Source organism: Ignavibacteriales bacterium (assembly GCA_020635255.1).
Classification (GTDB): domain Bacteria; phylum Bacteroidota; class Ignavibacteria; order Tepidaquicellales; family Tepidaquicellaceae; genus JAEYVS01.
Genome location: JACKAC010000001.1, coordinates 946296 through 970063, shown reverse-complemented (window position 1 = coordinate 970063; position 23768 = coordinate 946296). Strand labels below are relative to the sequence as shown.

The window sequence follows — 23768 nt, the reverse complement described above, 5'->3', positions numbered from 1 at the left end:
TGAATGAAATCAATAGGAGGAAGAAGTTTACTCGCCTTACTTATCTTATTTACTTTTCTAAAACCCTCACTCGGACAAAAAACCGAATATCTTACATCAGAAGGATACTTAAATAAAACAAGCTACCAGGCTAATGATACCGTAAAGATAGCGTTAAAGGTAAACGTAAAGGAAGGATACCACGTAAACTCATACGCAGTGAACGATCCCACGCTTATCAAAACAACAATAACATCGGGTTCGGATGAGTTTAAGATAACGTCGGTGTATTTTCCGCCTGACGGTACATATAAGTTTTCATTCAGTAATGATGAAGTAAGAGTTTACCAAGGAGAGCAGTACTTCGGCGCGACAGTCATATTACCGGCTGACGTAAAGGACGGTACATATAAACTCCCTATCAAGGTTAATTACCAGGCATGCGATGATAAAGCATGTTATGCTCCGACGTCGGCAGTTGCGGAACTCGAACTGGTCGTAAACAACGCCGAGACAAGACCCGAAACGAACAGTGAAGTATTTTCAAAGATAGATTTTTCAAAGCCGACCGAAACAACCCAGAAAACAGAAAAGACCGGATTAAAGGAAAACGAAAGAACGACCGAAGCTCCGTCTTCGGAAACACAGGTGTCGGATTTCGTAGCGGAGAAAGGAATATTTCTCGCGCTCCTATTCATATTTGCCGGCGGTCTCGCGCTAAACCTAACACCGTGTATTTATCCGCTCATACCTATCACGATAAGTTTCTTCGGAGCACAGGGAGGCGGAAGCAAATTCCAAAGCGTAATGATGGGTATATTTTACGCGCTGGGCATGGCTGTGACGTACTCGACGCTCGGGGTAGTGGCGGCACTTACGGGAAGCTTGCTGGGGACGGCACTGCAAAATCCAATTGTAATAGGTGTGGTTGCTTTGGTTTTGTTCACGCTGGGTTTGAGCATGTTCGGGGCTTACGAGATACGTGTACCGCAGAAGCTTGCTCTTGCCGGAAATAAAAACAGGTCAGGGCTGGTAGGTTCACTCCTCATGGGACTGCTGGTAGGATTTATCGCGGCACCGTGTATCGGACCGTTCGTGCTTAGTTTGCTTGTATATGTCGGGAAATTAGGCGACCCGGTAATGGGATTCCTATTATTCTTCGTGCTTTCGATGGGACTCGGACTTCCGTATATCTTCCTTGCGGCATTCTCAAGTACACTTAGTAAACTCCCCCGTTCAGGCGAATGGATGGAGGGCGTGAAGGTAGTCTTTGGATTGGTATTATTCGGAATGGCGCTGAATACGCTGGACCCGATAATTCCGGATGATATATTTGATATAGTATTCCCATTATATATAATTCTCAGCGGTGTTTACCTGCTGTTATTCAGCAAAAAAGGTCAATCATCGGTAGGATTTACGAAAGTCAAGTATCTGATTGCCATTGCGGCGCTTATTTACGGTACATGGCATCTGAAACCCACAAATACAGAAGGAGGAGAGGTAGAATTTGCATGGCAGACTAGTGTTGGGCAGATAGACAGCTCCATAACTGTCACAGGAAAGCCAGTAATGATAGATTTTTGGGCAGAATGGTGCGCCCAGTGTAAGGAACTGGACGAGTACACATATACAGACCAAGAAATTATAGACTTGTCTAAGTCCTTTAATAATATTAAAATAGATTTAACACAGGAGAATGATGCCATCTCAGATAAGTTCGATATCAAGGGCTTACCGGTGGTAATATTTATGGATTCGAAGGGTAATGAGATACGCGACCTCAGAGTAACAGGATTCCTCGAGCCTAAAGAATTCAAGAAAAAATTAGAATCAGTCTTAGAAAAAGAAAACAATTAACTGCATGCATATACGGTCGTTATTCACATTAGTATTATTGGCATCACTGGCAATGAACGCTTTAGCGCAGGACACAGGCGATAACTTCAAAAAGCTCGAGCTAAGTGATAAGGTTGTAAATTCAGTAGAACCGACTTCAGATAAAGAAATAGATCTGGGTAATCTGACAGCGAGTAAAAAATCGGCAGGAATTTCGATGTTGCTGTCGCTGGTACTGCCCGGAGCAGGACACTGGTACATAGACAGGATGGACGTGGGGCAGTATTTTATGATGGCGGACGGCGCGGCATGGCTGGGACTTGCCGGAGTAAATATCTACGGAAACATTTTGCAGGATCAGTCGGAGACTTTTGCGGTGGATCACGCAGGCGTAAACCAGGACGGCAAGGACGACGATTACTACGTTAATATTGGAAATTACCAAAGCATATACGAATACAACAACGCAAAGCTGAGCCAGGGTGAGTATGACAAAGTGTATTTCGATGTGGATCAATACTACTGGAACTGGGACACGGAGAATAACTTCCTGCGCTACGACTCACAGCGCGGAGAGGGTGAAAGAGTAAAGAATACATCGATAATATTTGCATCAGCGCTGATAGTAAACCGTCTTGCGAGCGCTCTAAGCGCGTTACTGCTGACAAATAAGTATAACAGTATGCTGTCGAATATCAGAATAAACTCGGAAGTAAGCATGAGCCCTGAGAACAGGATAGACGGATTGAAGCTAAACCTAATAAAGCAGTTCTAGCCGGTGTGCATAACTATAAGCTAGTAATCGAGTACGACGGGACGGATTTTTTCGGGTGGCAGAGACAGAAGCAGACTAAAAAGACAGTACAGGAAACAATAGAGCGTTCTTTAAAAAAAGTAACAGGTGAAGATATTACACTGATCGCAGCAGGACGAACGGACACGGGCGTTCACGCTTTGAACCAGACGGCAAACTTCAAAACGAGTAAGAAGCTCGACACAAAGAAGCTGGTTTATTCACTTAATTCGGTATTGCCGGACTCAATAACGGTAAAGAAAGCCGTGAAGGTGAAGGATGATTTTCATGCGAGGTACTCGGCAAAAAAGAAGGAATACATTTACCAGGTAAGCTGCGGAAAGAAGTCCGTCGAAGGTGATTATTTTTACAAGCTTAATTACGAGCTGGATTTTAAGGCGATCGATGAGCTGGCGGAATTTTTCAGAGGTGAACATAGTTTTAAGCCATTGTGTAAGAACAAAACGGATAAGCATGATTTTAGGTGTAATATCACGAAACTGGACTATAAAAGAAGAAACAGGAATAAAGAAATAATATTCCGCATCGAAGCAAACAGGTTCCTCCACTCTATGATAAGAGCATTGGTAGGATGCCTGATAGACGCAGGACGCGGAAAAGCAGACGTAAAAACAATAAAACAAAAATTTCCAAAAGGAGAGAAGATAAAGACAACTTATCTACCGGCTAAAGGATTAATTTTAAACAAAATCTACTATTAAAATGAGAACGATATCATATATCTCTCTTGTTTTGTTTACGACATTCACATTCACATCGTCATTTGCTCAGGAAGTATCGGATAAGCCTCTCACTAATTACGAAAAGAGCGAGCTGACGGAGAAAGTTATCAATTCAGACTCACAACTCGAATATAACGAGCAATTCAAAAAAGTAACCCGAGTTGAAACGGGAAGCAGTGAGAAATCTCCATATCTTGGCGCATTGATGTCAGCTATAGTACCCGGCTCGGGAGAATTTTATGCGAAGAGCTATATAAAGAGCGCGATATTCTTTGCGGCAGAGGTTACACTGTGGTCACTTTACGCAATGAACAGGAGTAACGGCGATACCAAGACAAATGAGTACGAGGCAATTGCAAACGATAACTGGAATCTGAAAAAATATGCTCAATGGCTGAAGGATAATAACTTCGACGGAGCATCGAATATTAACATTCCCAGCAACGACCCTGTTGCCGGTACGTCGGAATGGGACGCTCTTAGATACCAGGTAAATGATTGCGAAAGGATAAATTTCTCTCACACACTGCCTAAATTCGGTGATCAGCAGTATTACGAGGTGATCGGTAAGTATCAAAGTTTTGTTGCGGGCTGGAGCTACAGTGACGTGAACGTTGTAAACAAGAACAATTACCTGTCATATAGACCCGGACAGATCGATTCTTATATGGGTGTAAGACAGGACGCAAATAATTATTACGATAATGCAAGCTTAATGTCGAATATTGTTATAGCCAACCACTTACTAAGCGCGGCTGATGCGGCATGGTCTGTGACGATGTTCAATAAAGAGATTCAGATGCATACATCGGTTGAATTGAGAAGTGTATATTCAAGCAAGGAAGGAAGAAGGATCACAGTTCCGTTTGGAAATCTGACTGTCGATTTTTAAGTTCAGACAGATAAGTAAAATAACCTGATTCATTAAAGTTCTGCATTAACATTTCGAGTTTAAACTCTTGCGGCGCGAACAGACCATAAACTGTAGCGCCGCTTCCACTTAGAGAAGAAAAAACCGCCCCATTTTCCAGCATTAGTTTTTTTATTTCAGCTATTTCCGGATACATTGGAAAAACCACCCTTTCAAAGTCATTTTCGAGCACCGGCTCATTACCCAATTCAAATATTTCCACACTCTTGAGATCGGATTTGTGAATCTCACCCGGTTTATATGCAAGAGCGTCGAATGCTTCCTTTGTGGAAACGTGAATATTCGGATTTACAAGTAATATATCATAGTTTATTTCAAAACTTTCGAGGGGTATAATCTTCTCTCCCCTGCCGGACGCAAAACACGGTTTACCATAGAGAAAGAAAGGCACATCGCTCCCCGTATTCAGGGCAACTTTGATCAGCCTATCCCAGTTTTTCTCATTATCTATTCCAAAATGCTCAGCGAGATAGTTTATCACGGCACCTGCATTGGAACTACCCCCGGCAAGTCCCCCTCCCACGGGAATATTCTTGTGTATAAAAATGTCGAAAGCATATGTATCCTTCTGTGGAAACTCATTAAAAAAATGCTCTATAGCTTCATAACAGATGTTAGAGCTGTCGTTTGGAAGTGTTTCGAAATCGGAATTGATATTGATAGAATTGACCTGTAGATAACCCGGTTCTATTGTAATGTCAATATAGTCGTAGAGATCAACCGGGTAGAATATCGTTTCGAGGTCGTGGTAACCATCGTCTCTTTTTGAGATTATCTTAAGACCAACATTGATCTTTGCGAAGGATGTTAGCGAAGCGGAAGGCAAAACAGCTTGTTTTAAGGGTTAATAAGCCCACTTAATGTATATCGCACCCCAAGTATATCCGGCACCAAAGCTCGAAAGAATGAGATTATCTCCCTTTTTCACTTTGCCGTCATAAAAATACTCGGAAATACAGAGCGGGATCGTAGCGGCTGTGGTATTTCCATATTTATCAATATTGACCATTACTTTATCCATACCCACGCCCATTCTCTCGGCACATGCAGTAATTATACGCATGTTTGCCTGGTGCGGGACAAGATAAGCAACATCATCACCTGTAAGACCGTTCTTCTTCATTATTTCCCATGATATATCAGCCATACCTACAACTGCATCTTTGAAAACTGCTCGACCATCCTGATAAACATAGTGCCATCTATTATCCACCGTCTCATGGCTTGAAGGATTCAGACTGCCTCCACCAAGCATATGGAGCTTTCCTTTTCCTTTTTCACCGTCCACACGCAGAATCGAATCCATGATACCGTATTCGGGATCATCGGACGGCTCAAGAAGCAGAGCCGCTGCAGCATCACCAAAAAGTATACATGTATTCCTGTCTTCCATATTGGTAATTGCAGACATTTTATCCGCACCCACAACGATAACTTTCTTATGCTGACCTGATTTAATAAACTGCGAGGCAGTATCGAGCGCAAACAGAAATCCCGAACAAGCGGCAGAAAGGTCAAAACCCCACGCGTTTTTTGCGCCGATCTTTTCCTGAATTATACATGCAGTGGATGGAAACATCATATCGGGAGTAACCGTAGCTACAACTATCACATCTATCTCTTCAGCAGAAATACCTCTTTTTTCGAGAAGCATCTCGATAGCCTTAACGGCGGCATAAGAAGTGGGTTTGTCCTTAGACATCCATCTTCTCTCTTTTATGCCTGTCCTTTCTCGTATCCATTGATCATTAGTATCGAGGTAAGACTCGAAGTATGAATTCGGAATAACAATGTCGTCGGGCACATAGTGCCCGACTGACGTAACTACAGCTGTGTACGGAGATTTGCTCTTCATAGAGTATTTATTCCCGGTCCTCCCCTGTTTCATCATGGGACTCTTCTATCACCTCAGGCGAGGCGCCTTTCTTAGAGCCGGGTTTTTTGTCAAATGTCAGTTCCTCTTCACCTTTTTTGTGCTTAACCATAACCTTAGAACCTTCGCCTATTTCACCTTTGAGTATAGCTTCACTGATAGGATCTTCCAGGTATTTCTGGATCGCCCTTCTCAGGGGTCTTGCGCCGTAATTCTGATCAAAGCCTTTTTCCGCAAGGAAATGCAGGGCTTCTTTTTTGAGCTCAACAGTTATTCCCTGTTCTTCGAGGCGTTTGAAGAGCTCTTTCGAATTCACCTGGACTATCTGGCTGATACTTTCCAGATCAAGTTGTTTGAATACTATGGTGTCATCTATCCTGTTCAAAAACTCCGGTGAGAATACTCTCTTAACTTCTGTATCGAGGGCTGTTTTCATCTTGGCATATTTATCGCCACCTTCTGATTCACCAAATCCAAACACTTTATCGAGTTTAATGTCGCGTGTACCTATATTCGAGGTCATTATCAGAATAGTATTCTTAAAGTCAACCTTTCTGCCCAGACCATCCGTTAATACGCCATCATCCAGTACCTGAAGCAGTATATTGAACGTATCCGGGTGAGCTTTTTCTATTTCATCGAAAAGCACAACAGAATATGGTTTCCTTCTTATCTTCTCAGTAAGCTGACCGCCTTCTTCATAACCAACATATCCCGGAGGAGCGCCTACGAGCCTAGAGACGTTAAACTTCTCCATATATTCACTCATATCTATCCTTACGAGTGCGTCTTCTGAATCGAAGAGGAACTTAGCAAGCTGTTTCGCAAGCTCGGTCTTACCTACACCGGTCGGTCCGAGGAAAATAAACGAACCAATCGGGCGGTTAGGATCTTTAATACCTGCCCTTGCTCTTCTGATTGCCTTAGATATCTTTTCGATCGGCTCATCCTGACCAATTATACGCTCTTTGAGGTAATCTTCCATTTTAACAAGCCTGTTGGATTCCGTATCGGCGATCCTATTGACAGGGATTCCCGTCATCATCGCTACAACTTCAGCAATATTCTGATCGGTTACTTCAAAAGATTCATTCTGGGATTTGATTTCCCAGTTCAGCTTAGCCTGTTCCAGATCAGCAAGGAATTTCTTTTCTTTATCACGAAGCTTTGCGGCTTCTTCATAATTCTGATTCTTAACCACCTTGTTCTTTTCCAGCTTAACCTTCTCTATTTCCTGCTCTAACTGAAGGATATCTCCCGGTACGACTATATTAGCAAGGTGTACCCTAGATCCGGCTTCATCGAGCACGTCGATAGCTTTATCGGGTAGGAACCTGTCAGTTATGTACCTGTCACTGAGTTTAACAGCATCTATGATCGCATTCTCAGTATATTTTACGTTATGGTGGTCCTCGTATTTATCTTTAATATTTTCTAATATCTGTATCGTCTCTTCTACAGTTGTTGCGTCAACCATGATCTTCTGAAATCTTCTGTCGAGCGCACCGTCTTTTTCTATGTACTGCCTGTATTCATTTAATGTGGTCGCGCCAATGCACTGTAGATCGCCTCTGGCGAGAGCCGGCTTGAAAATATTTGACGCATCGAGCGAACCGCTTGCGCCGCCCGCCCCAACAATTGTATGAAGCTCGTCAATGAAAAGTATCACGTCTTTGGCTTTTTCAAGCTCATTCATAACGGCTTTCATTCTTTCTTCGAACTGTCCGCGGTATTTAGTACCGGCAACAAGTGCGGCGAGGTCGAGCGTTACCACCCTCTTATTGTGTAGAACCCTCGATACCTGCTTATTGACTATCCTCATAGCGAGACCTTCGGCAATGGCGGTTTTACCAACACCAGGCTCACCGATCAATACCGGGTTATTCTTTTTCCTTCTGCTCAGTACCTGTGCAACTCTCTCGATCTCTTTCTCCCTGCCGATTATTGGATCGAGTTTATCCTCTGCGGCAAGTTTAGTGAGATCCCTTCCAAAATTATCCAGAACGGGTGTCTTTGTCCTTTCGGGTTTCTTTTCGGCAGGGGCTTTTTGCGCGCCTGTCTGCTGTGAACCTGAAGAGGGTTTCCCGCTCAGTATGTTCATTAATTCGTTTTTAACTGTGTCGTATGTTACATTGAACTGCTGTAAAATCTGTGCTGCAAGATTGTCATCTTCCCTTAATATAGAAAGTAATAGGTGTTCGGTACCGATGACGTCAGACTTAAATAGCTTAGCTTCTAAATATGTTATCTTTAAAACTTTTTCTGCTTGCTTGGTCAGGGGGATATTACCTACGGTCAATGTCCCGCCGGACTGCCTAACTGTTTCTTCAACTGCCTTCTTAATCTTCTCCGTATCTACGTTTAAGTTCTTGAATATCTTGACAGCAATCCCTTCACCCTCCCTGATGATACCCAGGAGAAGGTGCTCTGTTCCGATATAATCATGCCCGAGCCTTATAGCTTCCTCACGGCTGAGCCTTATTACATCCTGAACTCTATTTGAAAAGTTGCTATCCATCTTAATTTTCCTCTAAGTAATTTATGAAATTTAGTTAAGTATAAAAATGCTAAATATCTATAATACTTAACTCCATTTCAGGTTGAAAAGTTACCATTTTGTAACTTTAATAAACAAAACTTGTAAAAAATTGCCAGAAAGAACGGGTTTTGGTCTTACTGATTTGACGTTTATTTGAGAACCTCCTTTTCCTTTTAGACGCCGTTTTACGCCGAAGGTTCCTTTTCACAATTCTCTTTAAGCATGGCGGCAATCATGTTTCCGACCTGTAAAGCACTATTATTCTCTATTTGCAGTCTCTCGATCATCCCTACAAGCTTCCCGTCTTTTAAAAGCGCCATCTGCGGTGATGACGGCGGATAGCCCGTAAAATAACTTCTGGCTGTCTCAACCGCGTCTTTTTCCATGCCCGCGAACACTGTCAAAAGCCTGTCCGGCATTAAATTGTTTTCCTTAGCCCATTTTATAGCCATAGCCAGACCTGGTCTTGCCTGTCCGGCGGCGCATCCGCATACCGAATTTACAAATACGAAGGCTGTTCCTTCTTTCTCGAATTCTTCCTTTACTTCATCCGGTGTCAATAATTCTTTAAATCCAATCGCTGTAGCCTCATCTCTCATCGGTTTAACCATTATTGGATCGTACATTTATTCCTTCTCCTTTTATTTTGCTCTTTATATATCTTTTTATGATAACACAAATATTGTAAATTTAATTTCCCTTTAAGTACTTGTCAAACCATTCCTTTCTGAGTTGCGCAACCCTCTTTTTGTCCTTTTTGAGGTAATGGTCGCCGTTTTCAATTAATACGAGCTCGCACGTAATTCCTTCCGATTTGAGCTTCTCATACATATCTATAGAGTCCTGATGCGATATTTTTCTATCGCCAGTGCCGTGTATCAACAATATCGCCGTATCTTTATTAATTTCCTTATAAAAATACACAGCTGAACGGTCCTTCTTTCTCTGCTCGAATTCCTCTTCATCAGCACCTTCACCGAAAAGTATCTTGTAAATATAATCCAGATCGTTGCGCATATCTTCATTCCTTTTCAGATCTGCAAGCCCGGAGATAATCACGGAACATTTTATTCTGTCGGTACGTGTGAGAACTTTATATGCCATCATTCCACCCCGGCTCCAACCTTCCATTCCAATATTATCGGTGTCACAGTAATCAAGGGTTTCTGCGAGCGGTATTAGGTTCAGAATATCATCTACGTCCGCACCACCGAACTCTTCTTTCTTCCTGTACTGTGAAGCAAGCACAACGTAACCCCATGATGCAATCTCCCCGTACATTCCCTGTGCGAGAAATTCATCGATAAGACCGGCTTTGTGATTGCCGCCCCTGTTCCATATTACAAGTGGATACTGCCTGGTAAGGTCTTTTGGGTGTGCTAAATAACCATCTACATTCACACCGTCTGAATCATAAACGATCTTATAGACAGAAACATCATCTACGGCTGAGTCTCCCCACCCGCTCCTTACGAGGTTAATATTCCTCTCAGGAAGATGTATCTCGGTCATTTCTTTTATCAATAATCCGGTTCCGATCACGCTCCGGTTTCCACGAACTCGTAGAGCGCGTAGTTTGATAGTTTGAGGTCAAACACCTGACCCGGTTTATATGAATCCATATACGGTGACGATAAGACTTTCTCAACTTTTACAGTTGCCCAACACCCGCCATCGTGTTCGATAATACGCGCATCGTATACCTCCTGTCCTTCATGCTCAACTCTATATATTTCACCTACTTGCGGTGGATTAACAAGATATTTCATACCATTTTCTTTCATATTAACTCAAAGATACAAAAATACGGGAGCAATTTTAAGGCATAAAGATAATGATAGTTTAATCAGATTTCCATAAATTTGACTAATTAACTGCAAATAATGGAACATATAGAACTCTTCGAGAAGTACAACCAGCGATTTTTCGTACCGAAAGGTGCCAGTGTAAGCTATGATGGAACGATCGATGATTCCTCACACTTCAGTATCACAGATAAAGACGGAAATATCCACAAACACGAATTCGACCCAACTCTCGATGACGAAGAAATCGAATACATGCTTGAAATGCTTTCACAACAATTATAAACAAAAAAGGGGCTTCCCGCCCCTTATTAGTTATTTTATTAATACCATCCGTTTTGTTTCAACAAAGTCACCTGCAGTAATACGGTAAAAGTAAACACCGCTTGCAAACTTCGACGCATCAAATACAATTGAGTATGCACCGGGTGTATATTCTCCATTAGCAAGTTTCGCGACTTCCCTGCCCGATATGTCATATACCTTCAACGTTACAAAAGTCTGTTTTGGTATATCAAAACTGATCTTTGTAGAAGGGTTGAATGGGTTAGGATAGTTCTGATTCAGCGCAAACTTTTGCGGAATGTAGTTATTTCCGGTAACTCCAGTTGCGGTTTGTCCTATTACACAAATATTATCGAAGAACCATTCATCAGTTATCTCGAGTCCATCACCTCTAAACCTTATTTTGAAATTCGGAGACAGCGCGTCTACCGGAAGCTCGAACGCAACAGAATCAAACGGCTCGAATACGCCGAACCCGTTGTTAGTTCCTGCGAAGAAGTGTAATGTATCCCACTGATCGGATGAATTCTTGTATTCCAGTAAAACACTTTCACCTATTTCCAGATCATGTTCACTTTCAAACATCGATATGGTCGCCGATGTGAAGGAACCGAGATCGATTATATTCGATTCAACCATTGCATTTGCTCCCTTCACTGATAGGAAGTATGGAGATGACGGTATAGGGTGCGGGAACGTTCCTGTTGCCACACCATTTGCATCTATTATCTGGACATCTGTGTGCGACACCCATCTATCTACATTAAACGTTGTGTCCGCAAAGAGTTCCTGCCAGAACTTATCGAGGAATGTAATTGCAAACTGCGCCGTGGAATCAAGATTACCCGATGCAGAAACATCCGTTGCATATATCCTGTAATAAACCGTATCGAACAGGCTAACTGCTCCCGGGCTGGAATTAAATTGTGCATCATAATTGTCAGCGGAAGTATTTACCAGCTTAAGATGATTTACAGCGCCACCTGAATTAATACGCCATCTTACATATACGGAATCAACACCGAGATTATCGGTTACGTTGGCATGTACAGATGCAGGCCAGTTTACAAGAGCTATCTGTCCAACCGGAGTGTGATTGATCGAGGGTGATATTGTATCTCCGATAACCATAAACGAATGGAAATTTCCGGGCGCGCCAGTAGGATTAGTGACAGTCCTATTGAGGTTATCCTTGGTTACTATATAATATCTGTATTCTGTTTCTGTTCCGTTTCCGGGAATATTTGCAGTCCAGTTAGTACCGCTTGAATTCGTCATTGTAACACTGTTAGTAATAGGACCACCATCTCTCGACCAGAATATTTTTGTCTCTGACGGATTAATTGGTGAGCCTAATGGTGTTATCACGGCATTAACAGTATACGGACCAGCTAGGTTCTCACTATTTTCTAAAGGAGTATGGGAGATATTAGGTCCAAGCTGGTCGAGCGTATACTTTACTACTGCGTAGGCATTAACTAAACCGTATCCCATTTCATCATTCCATTGTCCGGTGCCTAGCGGTCCGGGCTGGTTATATGTATAGGAACCCCTCTTTTCGCAGAAACGGGTTATTCTAGCTCTGACAGAATCCCACGTCTGGTTTGAATCGGCAGACATGACAAGCGCGCATACCCCCGATACATTAGGTGTAGCGCTCGACGTACCATTGAACGTCGCGAAATAATTACCTGTTGAGTAACCGACACTACCTGTTCTGTCAGTAGCATATATTTTTACACAAGGCGCGACAACGTGAAGGTTAGAACCGAAACTCGCTCCCCACCATGTTTCATTGTCACAGCTTGTAGTTGATTTTCTTTGATTACATGGACTGATACCACCCACTACCAGCACATTAGGATGTGAGATAGCCGGATAACGCATAGTACCATTCTCATTTCCCGATGCAACAACAAATAAAGAACCCTTACCATTACGTCCGAGTGTCACTGCATCGTTAATTGCCTGGTCCAGAGCAGAGCTTGCACCGCCGACAAAACCCCATGAATTGCTGATCACCCATGCGCCTTTTTGGTATGACCAAACCGTCGCATTGACTGCTCCTGTATAGTTACCGCTTCCGGATGAGCTGAGCCATTTCGAAGGAATGAGCCTTGATTTGGGCGCGTTGCCCGATATACCTAAATTATTATCGCCAATTGCGGCTACTATACCCGCACAGGCAGTCCCGTGATTACCATCGTCATACCCACCGGGGGTATTATTGAAAAAGTTAAATCCCGTTCCGGGTACACAATTCAAGTCTTCGTGTAGCGTATCTATTCCGGTATCACTTATTGCTACAATAACGTTACTGCTTCCGAGCGTAAGGTCCCATGCACTATCGACATCCATATCACAGTCAATAACACCCGTCACGCCGCCGGGAACGTTGTTCCCCTGGTTATTTTGTGACCACTGCTGGCTAAAGAACGGGTCATTTGGCGTATAACATAACAAATTCGTAAAGAAAAGATTAGGCTCTGCCCAATTCACCATTCCGCTGTGATATACTTCATTGGCAACATCGATGGCAAATCTTTCATTTGGAACGGTCAACACGTATGAAGCGCCTCCCTGCAGATCCATATTCTGTTTTATTGTCAAACCCTTCGACTGTATGAACTCGTTAATCGAAGATGCTGCAGTGTTAGGCTTGAATTGTACTATGATCTCGTTTTCAACTCCAATAAGAGTAGTGCCATTATCGGGTGAAAATACCGGCGAGGCATATTCTATTTCATCCAGCGAAATAAGCCTACGAGCGATCTCCGTAAGAGATGCATCACTTTGCTGAGAATTCAGCGAAACAAAAAGTTTGTTTTCTCTTTCTGACGGAGCCTGAGTCGAAATCTCCCTAATGCCGGATACTATCTGTGGAATTCTGTCCGGGCTTACGTTGTCTTTGAGCTTTATGTAGATCCGGTCCGTTTTAAGTGTAAGATTAAACGGCTGTCCTTTATAATAGTAAAAGCTCGTGATATTATTGTCGCTGCTTATCCATCCTGTAAAAAGTATAACCGGTAAAATAAACAGCGTTATCGAAGCAATAATTTTCTTTATCATAAATATAAAATTTATTGAATAAAACTTTTTTAATTTTTAATGTGAATCCCCCGGAATAGAACATACACCGTTTGGGACCGGTGTATAAATAGAAATGGGAGGTGTATTCACACCCCCCATCTGCTTGGTATGGCATTAATATATAAGAATCGAATGTTTAATACAAGCAAATTTTACCTTTAAGCTTGTATTTTTTATATTATCAACTACTTAATTAACATCATCCTCTTGGTTTCAACAAATCCGTCCGCCTCAAGCCTGTAAAAATAGACACCTGAAGCAAATTTAGCTCCATTAAAGTCCACCGTGTAGGATCCTGCACTAAACTGCTGATTAATTAGTTTTGCAATTTCCCTACCCGTAATGTCATATATCTTTATCGATACATGAGACTGCTTTGGAATATCAAAGCTGATCTTTGTGGACGGGTTGAATGGATTAGGATAGTTCTGGTTCAATCCAAATTTCTCCGGGATTCCCTGATTTACTGTTAAGCCGGTTTGGACATCGCCGAGTATACAAATATCGTCGAAGAACCATTCATCCGTGCTTTCAAGTCCTTCACCTCTGTAACGAAATTTAAATGTGGAATTGAGAGCTGCGCCCGGAAGTATAAATGAAACCGAATCGAACGGCTCGAATACACCAAAACCGTTATCAGTACCATTGAATATATGCAATGACTGCCATGCAGCTCCATCCCAGTATTCAAGGTGAACCCTCTCACCGATCTCCAGATCGTGTTCGCTTTCTTTCATGATCAATGCCGCTGTATTAAACGAGCTTAGATCGATAGTCTGAGACTCAAGTAATGCCGCTGTATTCTTTACCGTCAGGAAGAACGGAGACGATGGAATCGGGTGCGGGAATGTACCGGTAGCCACACCACTGGCATCGATTATCTGAACATCGGTTATTGTTGCCCAGTGAGCCGTATTAAACGTCGTCGTTGGGAATGGCTCAATAAAGAATTTATTTAAGAATGTTATCGCATGCTGCGAAGTTGAATCAAGATTGTGATTGCTTGAAATATCGTTTGCAAATACCCTATAGTAAATAGTATCAGTTAGGTTTACGCTAGGCGGAGTAGAATTAAATGTACCTTCGTAATTATCACCGCCTACATTAGCAAGAGTAAATGTGTTTGTCGAACCGTTTGAGTTCTTTTTCCATTTTACAAATACGGAATCGACACCAATGTTATCGGTTACCGTAGCCGAAACAGAAGCCGGCCAGTTAATGAGTGGAATTGGTCCAACGGGTGTATGTGTAATATTCGGTGCTTGAGTATCCGGTGATGCCATGAATGAATGGAAATTTCCCGGTGCACCTCCAGGATGAGTCGATGTTCTATTCAGGTTATCTTTTGTCGATATGTAATATCTGTATTCTGCCGCAGTACCGTTACCCGGAATGTTCGCAGTCCAGTTGTTTCCGCTGGAGTTAGTCATCGTAACGCTATTAGTCAAAGGTCCGCCGTTTCTCGACCAAAATACTTTTGTATCCGGAGCGCTTATTGGCGATCCTGCCGGAGTAATTGTACAATTAACTACATAAGGACCGGCAGTATTCTCTGTATTCGTCAATGGTGTATGTGAAATAGCAGGACCAAGCTCGATAGAAGCTGTCCATAACTGGTATATACCTGTCGAGTTATCCATCCATACGGGCCAGATCTTATTGTTTGCTGTGGTTATACCAATATAATCACCCTGGTAACCACCCGCTAATCCGGAGATAGCTCTTGGTCTGAAATGATGATCGCTGGCAATTATATTATCCCATGTCGCACCGCCATCGATCGACCTTCCAACGAATACTTCAGCCGAATCCGATGCAGTATTTTCATTACTGTAATAAACTACGTTTACGCCGCCATTATCATCAACGTCAACTGCGCCAAAGAATTGTAACTTTCCATTATTTAAGGGATCCTGGTTGACACGGCTCCTTGTCCAGGTAGCACCGCCATCTGACGATATATTCATAATAATATCAGCGTCTGTACCTGCAGGGGCAAGATTGAACTCATTTGTTATGATGTATATCCAGCCGTTCCTTGGACCGCCTGATTTGTCAACGTCTATTCTTGGAAAGTCCGGCACCCTGATACCATATGTACCAAAGCTCGTACTTCTTACTCCGTTCATTGCGAAAGCCTGGTCTGTTACGGTCCAGTTTACACCACCGTTAGTTGAAACACCGAGACCAACCCTTACACCTGTAAATGGTGAAGCGCCGTGATCTCTCCATGTTGCATAAACAACACCACCGGGTCCCACGACCACGTCACAACCCTGTGAAGTAGTAAGCGGCGAAGGCGGATTATTAATTGCCTGCGCAGTCGACCAGCTGGTACCGTTGTTTGTAGTATATGAAACCATGATAGGTTTCACTGTAGTTCTAAAATCCGTCCACACAGTATAACTTCTTCCGTAGAACGGGCTGCCCGGGACGTCATCTGTATTAGATAAGTTCTTATCCTGTGAACCTGTGATGATATTAAAAGTATTAGACCATGTCAAACCGTTATTAGTGGAAAAGTTTGCTCCAATACCGCCACCAAGGTGAGTGATCAGAAAGACTCCGTCCTTGTCAATAGTAGGACCCGGATCACCACTGTGACCACTGATGGGAGCGCCTGTAAGTGTATCATTTCCAAACCAGTTTGCACCGCCATTTGTGGTTACATAAACACCTTCCGATATAAAACCGCCAGTGGGATAATACATATTTGCTGATGCCCACATAATAGCGGGATTCGTCGGATTCCTTACTATGACAACCTCACTTTGTGTTGTGTTTGTTGTTGGATAGGGTCTAAAACTAGGATTAACTACGAGTGAACCTCCCCTGGTATTGACAACCCGTGGGGTTGTAGTAAAAACAAAGTCATTCGGTAACGTAGGGAGAGGCGTATAGGTCTCTCCTGTCATTTGTATCCCGGTCATATCCGGGGTAATGTTCCATTTTTCTATATCTCTAACCGGATTATCCTGTCCGGTAAAGATAAAAAAGCCCAATACAATAACAGGAAATAACCATAGTAATTTCTTGGTCATTGTTCTATGATTTAATTAAAATTTCTGCTTGGTTGCAGTAAATATTATTTACTACATGTTATTGAATATATTAATATTTAAGATAGAAGTCTATATACATGTAAATTTGCAATTTGCATGTATAATAACTTACTGATTTTACAATTAGTAACGGGAATTTTTTAGAGCTGTGTAAGGAGAATCAAAATTTCAGCGTAGGAAATTTCTTACATTTTGGATGAGAAAAAGAAAAAGGGAGGCGTGCCTCCCTTTTGGAAAAGTACCTATCAGTGTTACTTTATTAAAACCATCTTCTTTATTTGAACAAAGTCACCAGCTTCTAAGCGATAAAAATAAACTCCACTGGCAAGGTTCGATCCATTAAAATCAAAACTATGTGTCCCCGGAGGATATTCTGAGTTTACTAAAGTGCTCATTTCTCTTCCAAGTATGTCATAGATCTTCAGTTTAACAAAACTCTGCCTGGGGATATCAAAGTTTATCTTTGTGGTGGGGTTAAACGGATTTGGATAGTTCTGATGCAGTGCAAACCGCTCCGGGATGGAATTTTGTGTTAACTCGTTACCGGTAAACGTACCCTGATTGATAAAGATATTATCGATAAACCATTCGTCATCGGCTTCCAATCCTTCACTCCTGAATCTTAATTTGAATTCGGAATGAAGTGCCGCAGTAGGGAGAATAAATACTTTATCAGTAAAGGGAACAAATGAATTGTTATCACTGCCATTGAGATCGAACAACGGCTGCCATGCTCTTGTTTGATCAAAAAACTCGACATGAACTGTCTCGCCGGGTTCGAGATCATACTCACTTTGTTTCATAAATAATGTTGCTGCAGCAAAACCGCTGAGGTCCCTGCTCCGTGACTCCAATGTTCCATCTCCTCTTATGCTAAGGAAATACGGCTCAGATGGAACAGCAAATGGATATGTACCACCTATCGCGCTATCTTTATTGATTACTTTAAAGTTTCCTGATGTTTGATTCCAACTGCCCTGATTCAAAAATGGAAATGAAAAATTATCACTGAGAGCAATTTCATCATTACGCTTTTCTCTTAATACTTTAATGTCGTCGAAAATTACAAATCCGTAGTGTGAGCTATTGGATGCTCTAAGCTTAAATTGGAAATTAGAAACATTTACATCCGGAGGGAATTCTATCGAAACCGGCGGATATGGAGCTCCTCCGAAACTATTGAATGGACCGGGTATGCTTGCAAGTGGTTTCCAGTTATTGCTTGTATCTTTATATGTTATGAGTAATGAGTCATTAGCCATTTGTGTATGGCCCCAATAAAGATAAAACGATAATGTAAGTTTTGTGTCTTGTGCGGAGCCTAGATTAAGTGGATTCAAAGTACCATAATATTGGCTGTCAAAAAATCCTAAAGCCGGTTCGGAAGGAAATCTGAACCCAAAGCCAAGATATTGGCGGTGATATATATATGCATTAGAAGTCCATCTGGTGCTGTTCCATGGCTCTCCCCCGGTAGAGGACAATGGAAAAGTCTCAAAAAACGGAACATCATAAATTGTAACTTTATATAGATCAGTCGAGTCCACATTGCCTGCACCAGAATTGTCTACAGCAAATATTTTGTATCTTATCGAGTCCCCTACTACTGCTCCTCCACTACCGATCAATTGTCCGGCATACCTGTTACCTCCGAGATTTTGAAGCAGAACATGTGTCGGAGTTGTCTGTTCATTTTTGTATAGCCTTACATAAACCGAATCTATATAAGCATTTTCGTTAACATCCAGATCAATATAGAATGGAAGATCTTCCAGCGCGACTTTATCATCAAGCTGTTCATATTTGATCATTGGCGGAGTTGTATCCGGAGCCGCAAAGAATGTATTATAACCGACCGGCGCTCCATATGGTGAGGTACTTACCCTACCTAGAGCGTCTTGCGTTGTAATGTAATATCTATATTCGGCGGGCGAACCATTTCCGGGAATGTTCGCTGTCCAGTTATTGCCCCCGGAGTTTGTCATTGTTATCGAATTCGTTATTGCTCCTCCATTTCTTGACCAGAATACTTTTGTTTCAGAACCATTGATCGAAGAGTTATTTTCCAGTATACTGGCATTGACAGTATACGGACCGCTGAGATTTTCCGAGTCACCTATTTTATCATGTACTATCACAGGTCCGATCTCAACCGGAGCTGTCCATAACTTTACCATGCCGGACTCCATGCTCGTCCAGAAGGGCCAGAGTTGATTTCCTGATTGAGTGATCCCTAATGAATGTATCTCCTGTCCGGATTCAATTGGCTGGAAGACCCTTTCACTTATCGGAAAGTCTGTCCAAGTAACACCTCCATCGACTGATCTCGACATATATACTTTTACAGAATCTTCTCTGGTTGATTCCCTGCTGTCATAATAAATAATATTAATTCCTCCATAAGAATCTACCTTGATAGCGGGAGTATATTGGTATTTTTTATTACCGGGAGTATCTTGATTGACACGCGTTTGAAAAGGAAACGATACTCCGTTATCAGTCGATCTGCGTAAAACTATATCAGCCGAATCCTGAGCTATGCTTCCTTCCCGCTCCGTTCCGGTCATATAAACCCATCCGTTCCTTGATCCGCCGGATTTATCAACATCAATTTTCGGATAACTGTTAAGTTTATAAATAGTATTTCCTAGAAAGTATTTCCTGCCTACTCCACTGATAGAAATTCTTAATGGACCCTGCCAATCGACACCGCCGTTTGTTGAACGGGAAACCGACCAATATCTTTCTACCACAAATGAAGGTCCATCAAAAGGAACATCATATTCCACATCTGCGTAACAAACATATACATTTCCCTGAGGTCCTATTTCCAGATCAAATCCTTCAGGATATGTTAAAGGGAAAAATATTATGTTGTTTATTGTATCAAGTGCGTCCCAGGTCGAACCGGAATTGGTGCTATATGTCGCACTTGCTTGCAAGTTACCGCTGCCGCCTCCCTGTCCGGTGTGGTACATCCTGCCGAAATAAGGGCTTGTTGGATTATTATCGATACTAAATGAACTATGCCCTAACTGAGGAGGACTCGCGGCATACGTCCATGTAGATCCGTTATTTGAGGAACGCAATAAATCCCTTGCCAAACCAAGATAAAAGTCTCCGGAGCTAGATATCGAGGGTTTAAAATATCCACTAAAATTTCCTTGCCCGCTTAGTGTATCCGATCCCATCCATGTAACACCTCCGTTCGTAGTAGCATATGCACCTATTCCTAGATCTGTAACTGAAGCAGCAAAGAAGATATTAAGATTTGTTGGATGTGTGAAGGCTTCGGCAAATCTGTACTGCCTGTTCGGACTCTGGAAAACCATCCTGGGCGGGTTTACTGCTACTATTCCACCTCCGTCCTTCATTTGATATATTCTTTTCCCGCCGGGCAGATCGTCATTACCTGCATTTGGGATTTGGTCTGATTGCCCCGTAAAGAAAATATAGGATAATATTAAAATAGGGATAAATAGTGCTATTTTTCTCATGGTAGAGTTTTTTATTACAAAAAAAGGCAGTCATACATTTATATGACTGCCCTTACTCTTACTATAAACTAATGATTACAACTAAGAAAATCAATCCTTACTTTATAAGCATCATCTTCTTTATTTCAACAAAGTCACCTGCTTCGATCCTGTAGAAGTAAACACCACTTGCAAGATATGAAGCATCGAAGTTAATGGCATACGCGCCGGCATTGTATTGAACGCTGTTCAATAACCTTGCAACTTCTCTGCCCGCAATGTCATATATCTTCATTGTTACGATGCTTTGTTTCGGTATGTCGAATTTTATAGTTGTGCTTGGGTTAAACGGATTTGGATAGTTCTGATATAACGAGAATCTATCCGGGATAACATTTGATTGCGGGTCGATTCCCACAATAGTCTGGTCAACATAATCCATTGCGCCCTTTACAAATCTGTAAACCGGTGAACCTGATGCACCACCGATCGAATTTCTTAGTGACTCAACGTCTAATCCGAGCACAGCAACGTTATAATTTGTTCTCCAGCTTCCAACACCGTTTGCGCTGTCCGGGTTTGCACTGTGTACTCTGAACCTGTCCAGTGTATGTGTTCCGGTACCGGAGTGGATCTTGATTACTTCCGGCCACGCTCCGTATGTACTATCCCTCTGACCAGGATTAATAATATCACCAATGAGTCCCTGAGCAGCACCTGATGTCGGTCTGTCAGCAATATAATCAAATCCCAGAACGTTTTGTGAGAAGTTTAAGTCCTGGTAAGTTGATCCTGATCTTGCATAGTTATAACCGACGTCTTCTGAGAAGATAATGATCTTTGCTTTTGTCGATGGTGTAGTACCGCCCGAAGTGGAATATGAAATCAATGAATCCTTGATCGTCGTATTGAATGAGCTTGTACCTTCACCTAGCACGATAACCTTTTTATAACCTCTGAATGTAATAGAACCGGAAGAGGCTTGTACTCCTCTATTATAAAGGTCATATGTAACGCCTAAAAGGTTTAGAACACTGACAACCGAATCCCTTGAGATACGGCAGTTTGCCTGTGTTGAGTCATAAGCGATAAGAACGTCGCCTTTTGCCTGCCTCTTAAGGGTAAGATTATAGGTCTGTGTTGATTTCAGTGAGTCTGTTGCATTATATGCCCACACTGCCCACTGCCCTACTAGTGAATCCCCCGGGTTTAATCCGATGTTTCCGAGCATTACATCCAAACCGGAATTTACAAGTGTTAACAGTGAATCAGTACCGCCCGTATTTGATGGCAGATTGAGTACAACTGTTCCGATAGTCGGTGAACCGAATTTCCATTTGTAATTCGTTCCTGAACCTGACCTTGTCCACTGGAAGTTAACGTTGGAGTTATTAAATCCTGATGTAGTAATAGTTGTATTGTTTGCCGGAGCAACGAGATTGAACGCATTCAATGCCGGAGTTCCCCTTCTTAATGTGATCGTCCTGGGACCGTTCGTAGCTTTCAATGAGTCATTAGCCGGTGGATTGGGTCTGAATGCCCACACGTCCCATGAACCGACTAACTGTCCGCCTTGTGACACACCTAGATTAGCAAGAATATTATCTAGCTGACCAAGGGTCATTGTTAAGTTATTCGTGCCGGCTGACTGAGTGATCTGTCTTGTTGGTAACGATGTACCAAATATCCATTTATACGATGCGCCTGTTGCCGAAGTATCCCACGTGAATGTTGTTGTAGTGCTTGATCCCGGCAAGGTCGTCACTGTAACACCTGCTGACGGTGTTTGCAGGTTAAATGAATTTAAAGGATTATTTGCAACAGTTACGTTACAGTACCATGCATTGTATAATCCTGCTTTATTGTCCATCCAGAATGCGTGAAGTTTTCCACCGCTGGATGTTAAGCCTATATAGTCACCATAGTAACCGCCTGAGAATCCCGGTTCCGGGATCGGCTTGAAATGGTGATCACTAATTTCAAAATCTGTCCAGGTAGTTCCTCCGTCTAGAGACCTTGCAATCCACACACCGCATGAGTCTGCATTCGGGAAGTTCCTATTATCTAAGAATATTACATTAACGGCTCCACCGTTATCAACTGTAACGACCGGGAACCATTGATTTTTTCCGTTATTGATTGCATCCTGGTTTACTCTGTGCTTTGTCCAGGTAGTACCGCCGTCAGTCGACCTTGAAAGTATAATGTCAGGGTCACTTCCTGCTGGTGATAAACTGTTTTGTGTATTTACTGCATATATCCATCCGTTTCTCGGACCGCCCGTTACATCGACGTCCATTCTCATGAAATCGTTAACTCTTGTACCCCAACCACCAAAACTAGCTGAACGGCTTCCATTCATATCTACTGCATTCTCAGTTGTGGTCCAGTTCAAACCACCGTTTGTTGATTTTGAGAATCCCATAAAATCTGCCGGGAAAGGACTTGTTGATGACTCGGCTACCCAGACTGCGTATACAACTCCGCCCGGACCTACCCTGATGTCATTTCCCTGTGCAAAGTGACTTGCAGGAGTTGAATTTATTTGGATCGGGGAACCCCATGTTACACCTCCGTCGGTTGTTCTTGCAACCATGCTGTTTCCGGAAGTACCGCCGGAGAATCGGCACCATGTCATATACGAATTTCCATAAAAAGGACTTGATGGTACATTGTCTGAACAAGCAAGGTTTTTATCGTCATTTGAACTTAACGAAACCTGGAATGTCGAGGACCATGTCAATCCGTTATTGGTTGAATAATTTGCACCCATACCTGTAACACCACCGAAATTAGTCGTACTTGTCAGGTGAGTCTGGATGAAACGTCCGTTTTTATCTATTGTTGGACCGGGGTCTCCCCTCTGGTCGTTTAGGTTTGGAGCATTAACTGTATCCGAGCTTCCTCCCCATGTTAATCCTCCATCGGTTGATACATATACACCTTCATTAATAAATGAACCGCCTGTTAATCTTGCAGCATTAGATGAACCAAATAGTATATTTGGATTTGTCGGATGACTTGCTAAAACTACTTCGGTCTGAGAAGTGACTGATGTGGGATGTACTCTTATGTTTGGACTTACAATAAAAGAACCTCCATCGGTTTGTACTACCCACGGATCCTTAACGGGATGGACATAATTTTCCTGTACTGGGATCACATCGGTTATCCTTGGCTGCGGAATTATCCAGCGTGGGCTGGGTTCATCCGGAGATTGAGCCATAAAGATAACCCCGATTACCAATAAAATTGGTAAATAGAGTAAATATCTCTTCATTAGAGTGAGTTTAAAATTTATTTTCTGCTTGGTTTTGCACTTAAATTGACAAAGGGAGGACACGCATTTCCTC

At 42.4% G+C, this 23768-nt stretch carries 15 protein-coding genes; 5 read left to right on the top strand and 10 right to left on the bottom strand.

Annotated elements, in window-relative coordinates; genetic code table 11:
• Positions 1–3 precede the first annotated feature (3 nt).
• Genes H6614_04380 through H6614_04365 form a run of 4 tightly spaced genes read left to right on the top strand, consistent with a single transcriptional unit; the run spans position 4 to position 4246 of the window.
• Positions 4–1839 carry a thioredoxin fold domain-containing protein gene (locus tag H6614_04380; GenBank protein MCB9242885.1) on the top strand — a complete coding sequence of 612 codons (1836 nt, stop codon included), beginning with the start codon at positions 4–6 and terminating at the stop codon, positions 1837–1839.
• A gap of 4 nt (positions 1840–1843) precedes the next feature.
• Positions 1844–2593, top strand: a complete 750-nt coding sequence (locus H6614_04375) for a hypothetical protein (protein MCB9242884.1) — start codon at positions 1844–1846, stop codon at positions 2591–2593.
• Positions 2594–2598: 5 nt separating this feature from the next.
• Positions 2599–3333: a tRNA pseudouridine(38-40) synthase TruA gene (truA, locus tag H6614_04370; GenBank protein ID MCB9242883.1), complete on the top strand. Its 735-nt coding sequence runs from the start codon at positions 2599–2601 to the stop codon at positions 3331–3333.
• A gap of 1 nt (position 3334) precedes the next feature.
• Positions 3335–4246 carry a hypothetical protein gene (locus H6614_04365; GenBank protein ID MCB9242882.1) on the top strand — a complete coding sequence of 304 codons (912 nt, stop codon included), beginning with the start codon at positions 3335–3337 and terminating at the stop codon, positions 4244–4246.
• Here the strand turns inward: H6614_04365 and ispE are convergent.
• The 6 genes from ispE to H6614_04335 form a co-directional block, all read right to left on the bottom strand.
• Positions 4209–5111 carry a 4-(cytidine 5'-diphospho)-2-C-methyl-D-erythritol kinase gene (gene ispE, locus H6614_04360; protein ID MCB9242881.1) on the bottom strand — a complete coding sequence of 301 codons (903 nt, stop codon included), beginning with the start codon at positions 5109–5111 and terminating at the stop codon, positions 4209–4211. The two genes, H6614_04365 and ispE, sit on opposite strands and share 38 nt — an antisense overlap.
• A gap of 18 nt (positions 5112–5129) precedes the next feature.
• Positions 5130–6140 (bottom strand): ketoacyl-ACP synthase III, encoded by a 1011-nt coding sequence (locus H6614_04355; protein ID MCB9242880.1) that lies wholly within the window; start codon positions 6138–6140, stop codon positions 5130–5132.
• 7 nt (positions 6141–6147) lie between these two features.
• Complete coding sequence (locus H6614_04350; GenBank protein ID MCB9242879.1) at positions 6148–8676, bottom strand: ATP-dependent Clp protease ATP-binding subunit; 2529 nt, start codon at positions 8674–8676, stop codon at positions 6148–6150.
• Positions 8677–8882: 206 nt separating this feature from the next.
• Positions 8883–9323 (bottom strand): BrxA/BrxB family bacilliredoxin, encoded by a 441-nt coding sequence (locus H6614_04345; GenBank protein ID MCB9242878.1) that lies wholly within the window; start codon positions 9321–9323, stop codon positions 8883–8885.
• 64 nt (positions 9324–9387) lie between these two features.
• Positions 9388–10239 (bottom strand): prolyl oligopeptidase family serine peptidase, encoded by an 852-nt coding sequence (locus H6614_04340; protein MCB9242877.1) that lies wholly within the window; start codon positions 10237–10239, stop codon positions 9388–9390.
• Complete coding sequence (locus H6614_04335) at positions 10236–10466, bottom strand: hypothetical protein (protein MCB9242876.1); 231 nt, start codon at positions 10464–10466, stop codon at positions 10236–10238. Before H6614_04335 ends, H6614_04340 begins: the two co-directional genes overlap by 4 nt.
• A gap of 114 nt (positions 10467–10580) precedes the next feature.
• Between H6614_04335 and H6614_04330 the strand changes: the two genes are divergently transcribed.
• Positions 10581–10787, top strand: a complete 207-nt coding sequence (locus tag H6614_04330) for a hypothetical protein (protein MCB9242875.1) — start codon at positions 10581–10583, stop codon at positions 10785–10787.
• Between the two features lie 30 nt (positions 10788–10817).
• Here H6614_04330 and H6614_04325 read toward each other — a convergent pair whose 3' ends face one another.
• The 4 genes from H6614_04325 to H6614_04310 all read right to left on the bottom strand — a co-directional run bounded on the left by H6614_04325 (position 10818) and on the right by H6614_04310 (position 23641).
• A complete protein-coding gene (locus H6614_04325; GenBank protein ID MCB9242874.1) occupies positions 10818–13856 on the bottom strand; it encodes a S8 family peptidase in 3039 nt (1012 codons plus the stop codon).
• Between the two features lie 206 nt (positions 13857–14062).
• Positions 14063–16918 carry a T9SS type A sorting domain-containing protein gene (locus H6614_04320; protein MCB9242873.1) on the bottom strand — a complete coding sequence of 952 codons (2856 nt, stop codon included), beginning with the start codon at positions 16916–16918 and terminating at the stop codon, positions 14063–14065.
• 272 nt (positions 16919–17190) lie between these two features.
• A complete protein-coding gene (locus H6614_04315; protein MCB9242872.1) occupies positions 17191–20436 on the bottom strand; it encodes a T9SS type A sorting domain-containing protein in 3246 nt (1081 codons plus the stop codon).
• A gap of 97 nt (positions 20437–20533) precedes the next feature.
• The gene (locus H6614_04310; GenBank protein ID MCB9242871.1) at positions 20534–23641 is read right to left on the bottom strand and encodes a T9SS type A sorting domain-containing protein; all 3108 of its coding nucleotides are present in this window, start codon (positions 23639–23641) and stop codon (positions 20534–20536) included.
• Positions 23642–23768 lie beyond the last annotated feature (127 nt).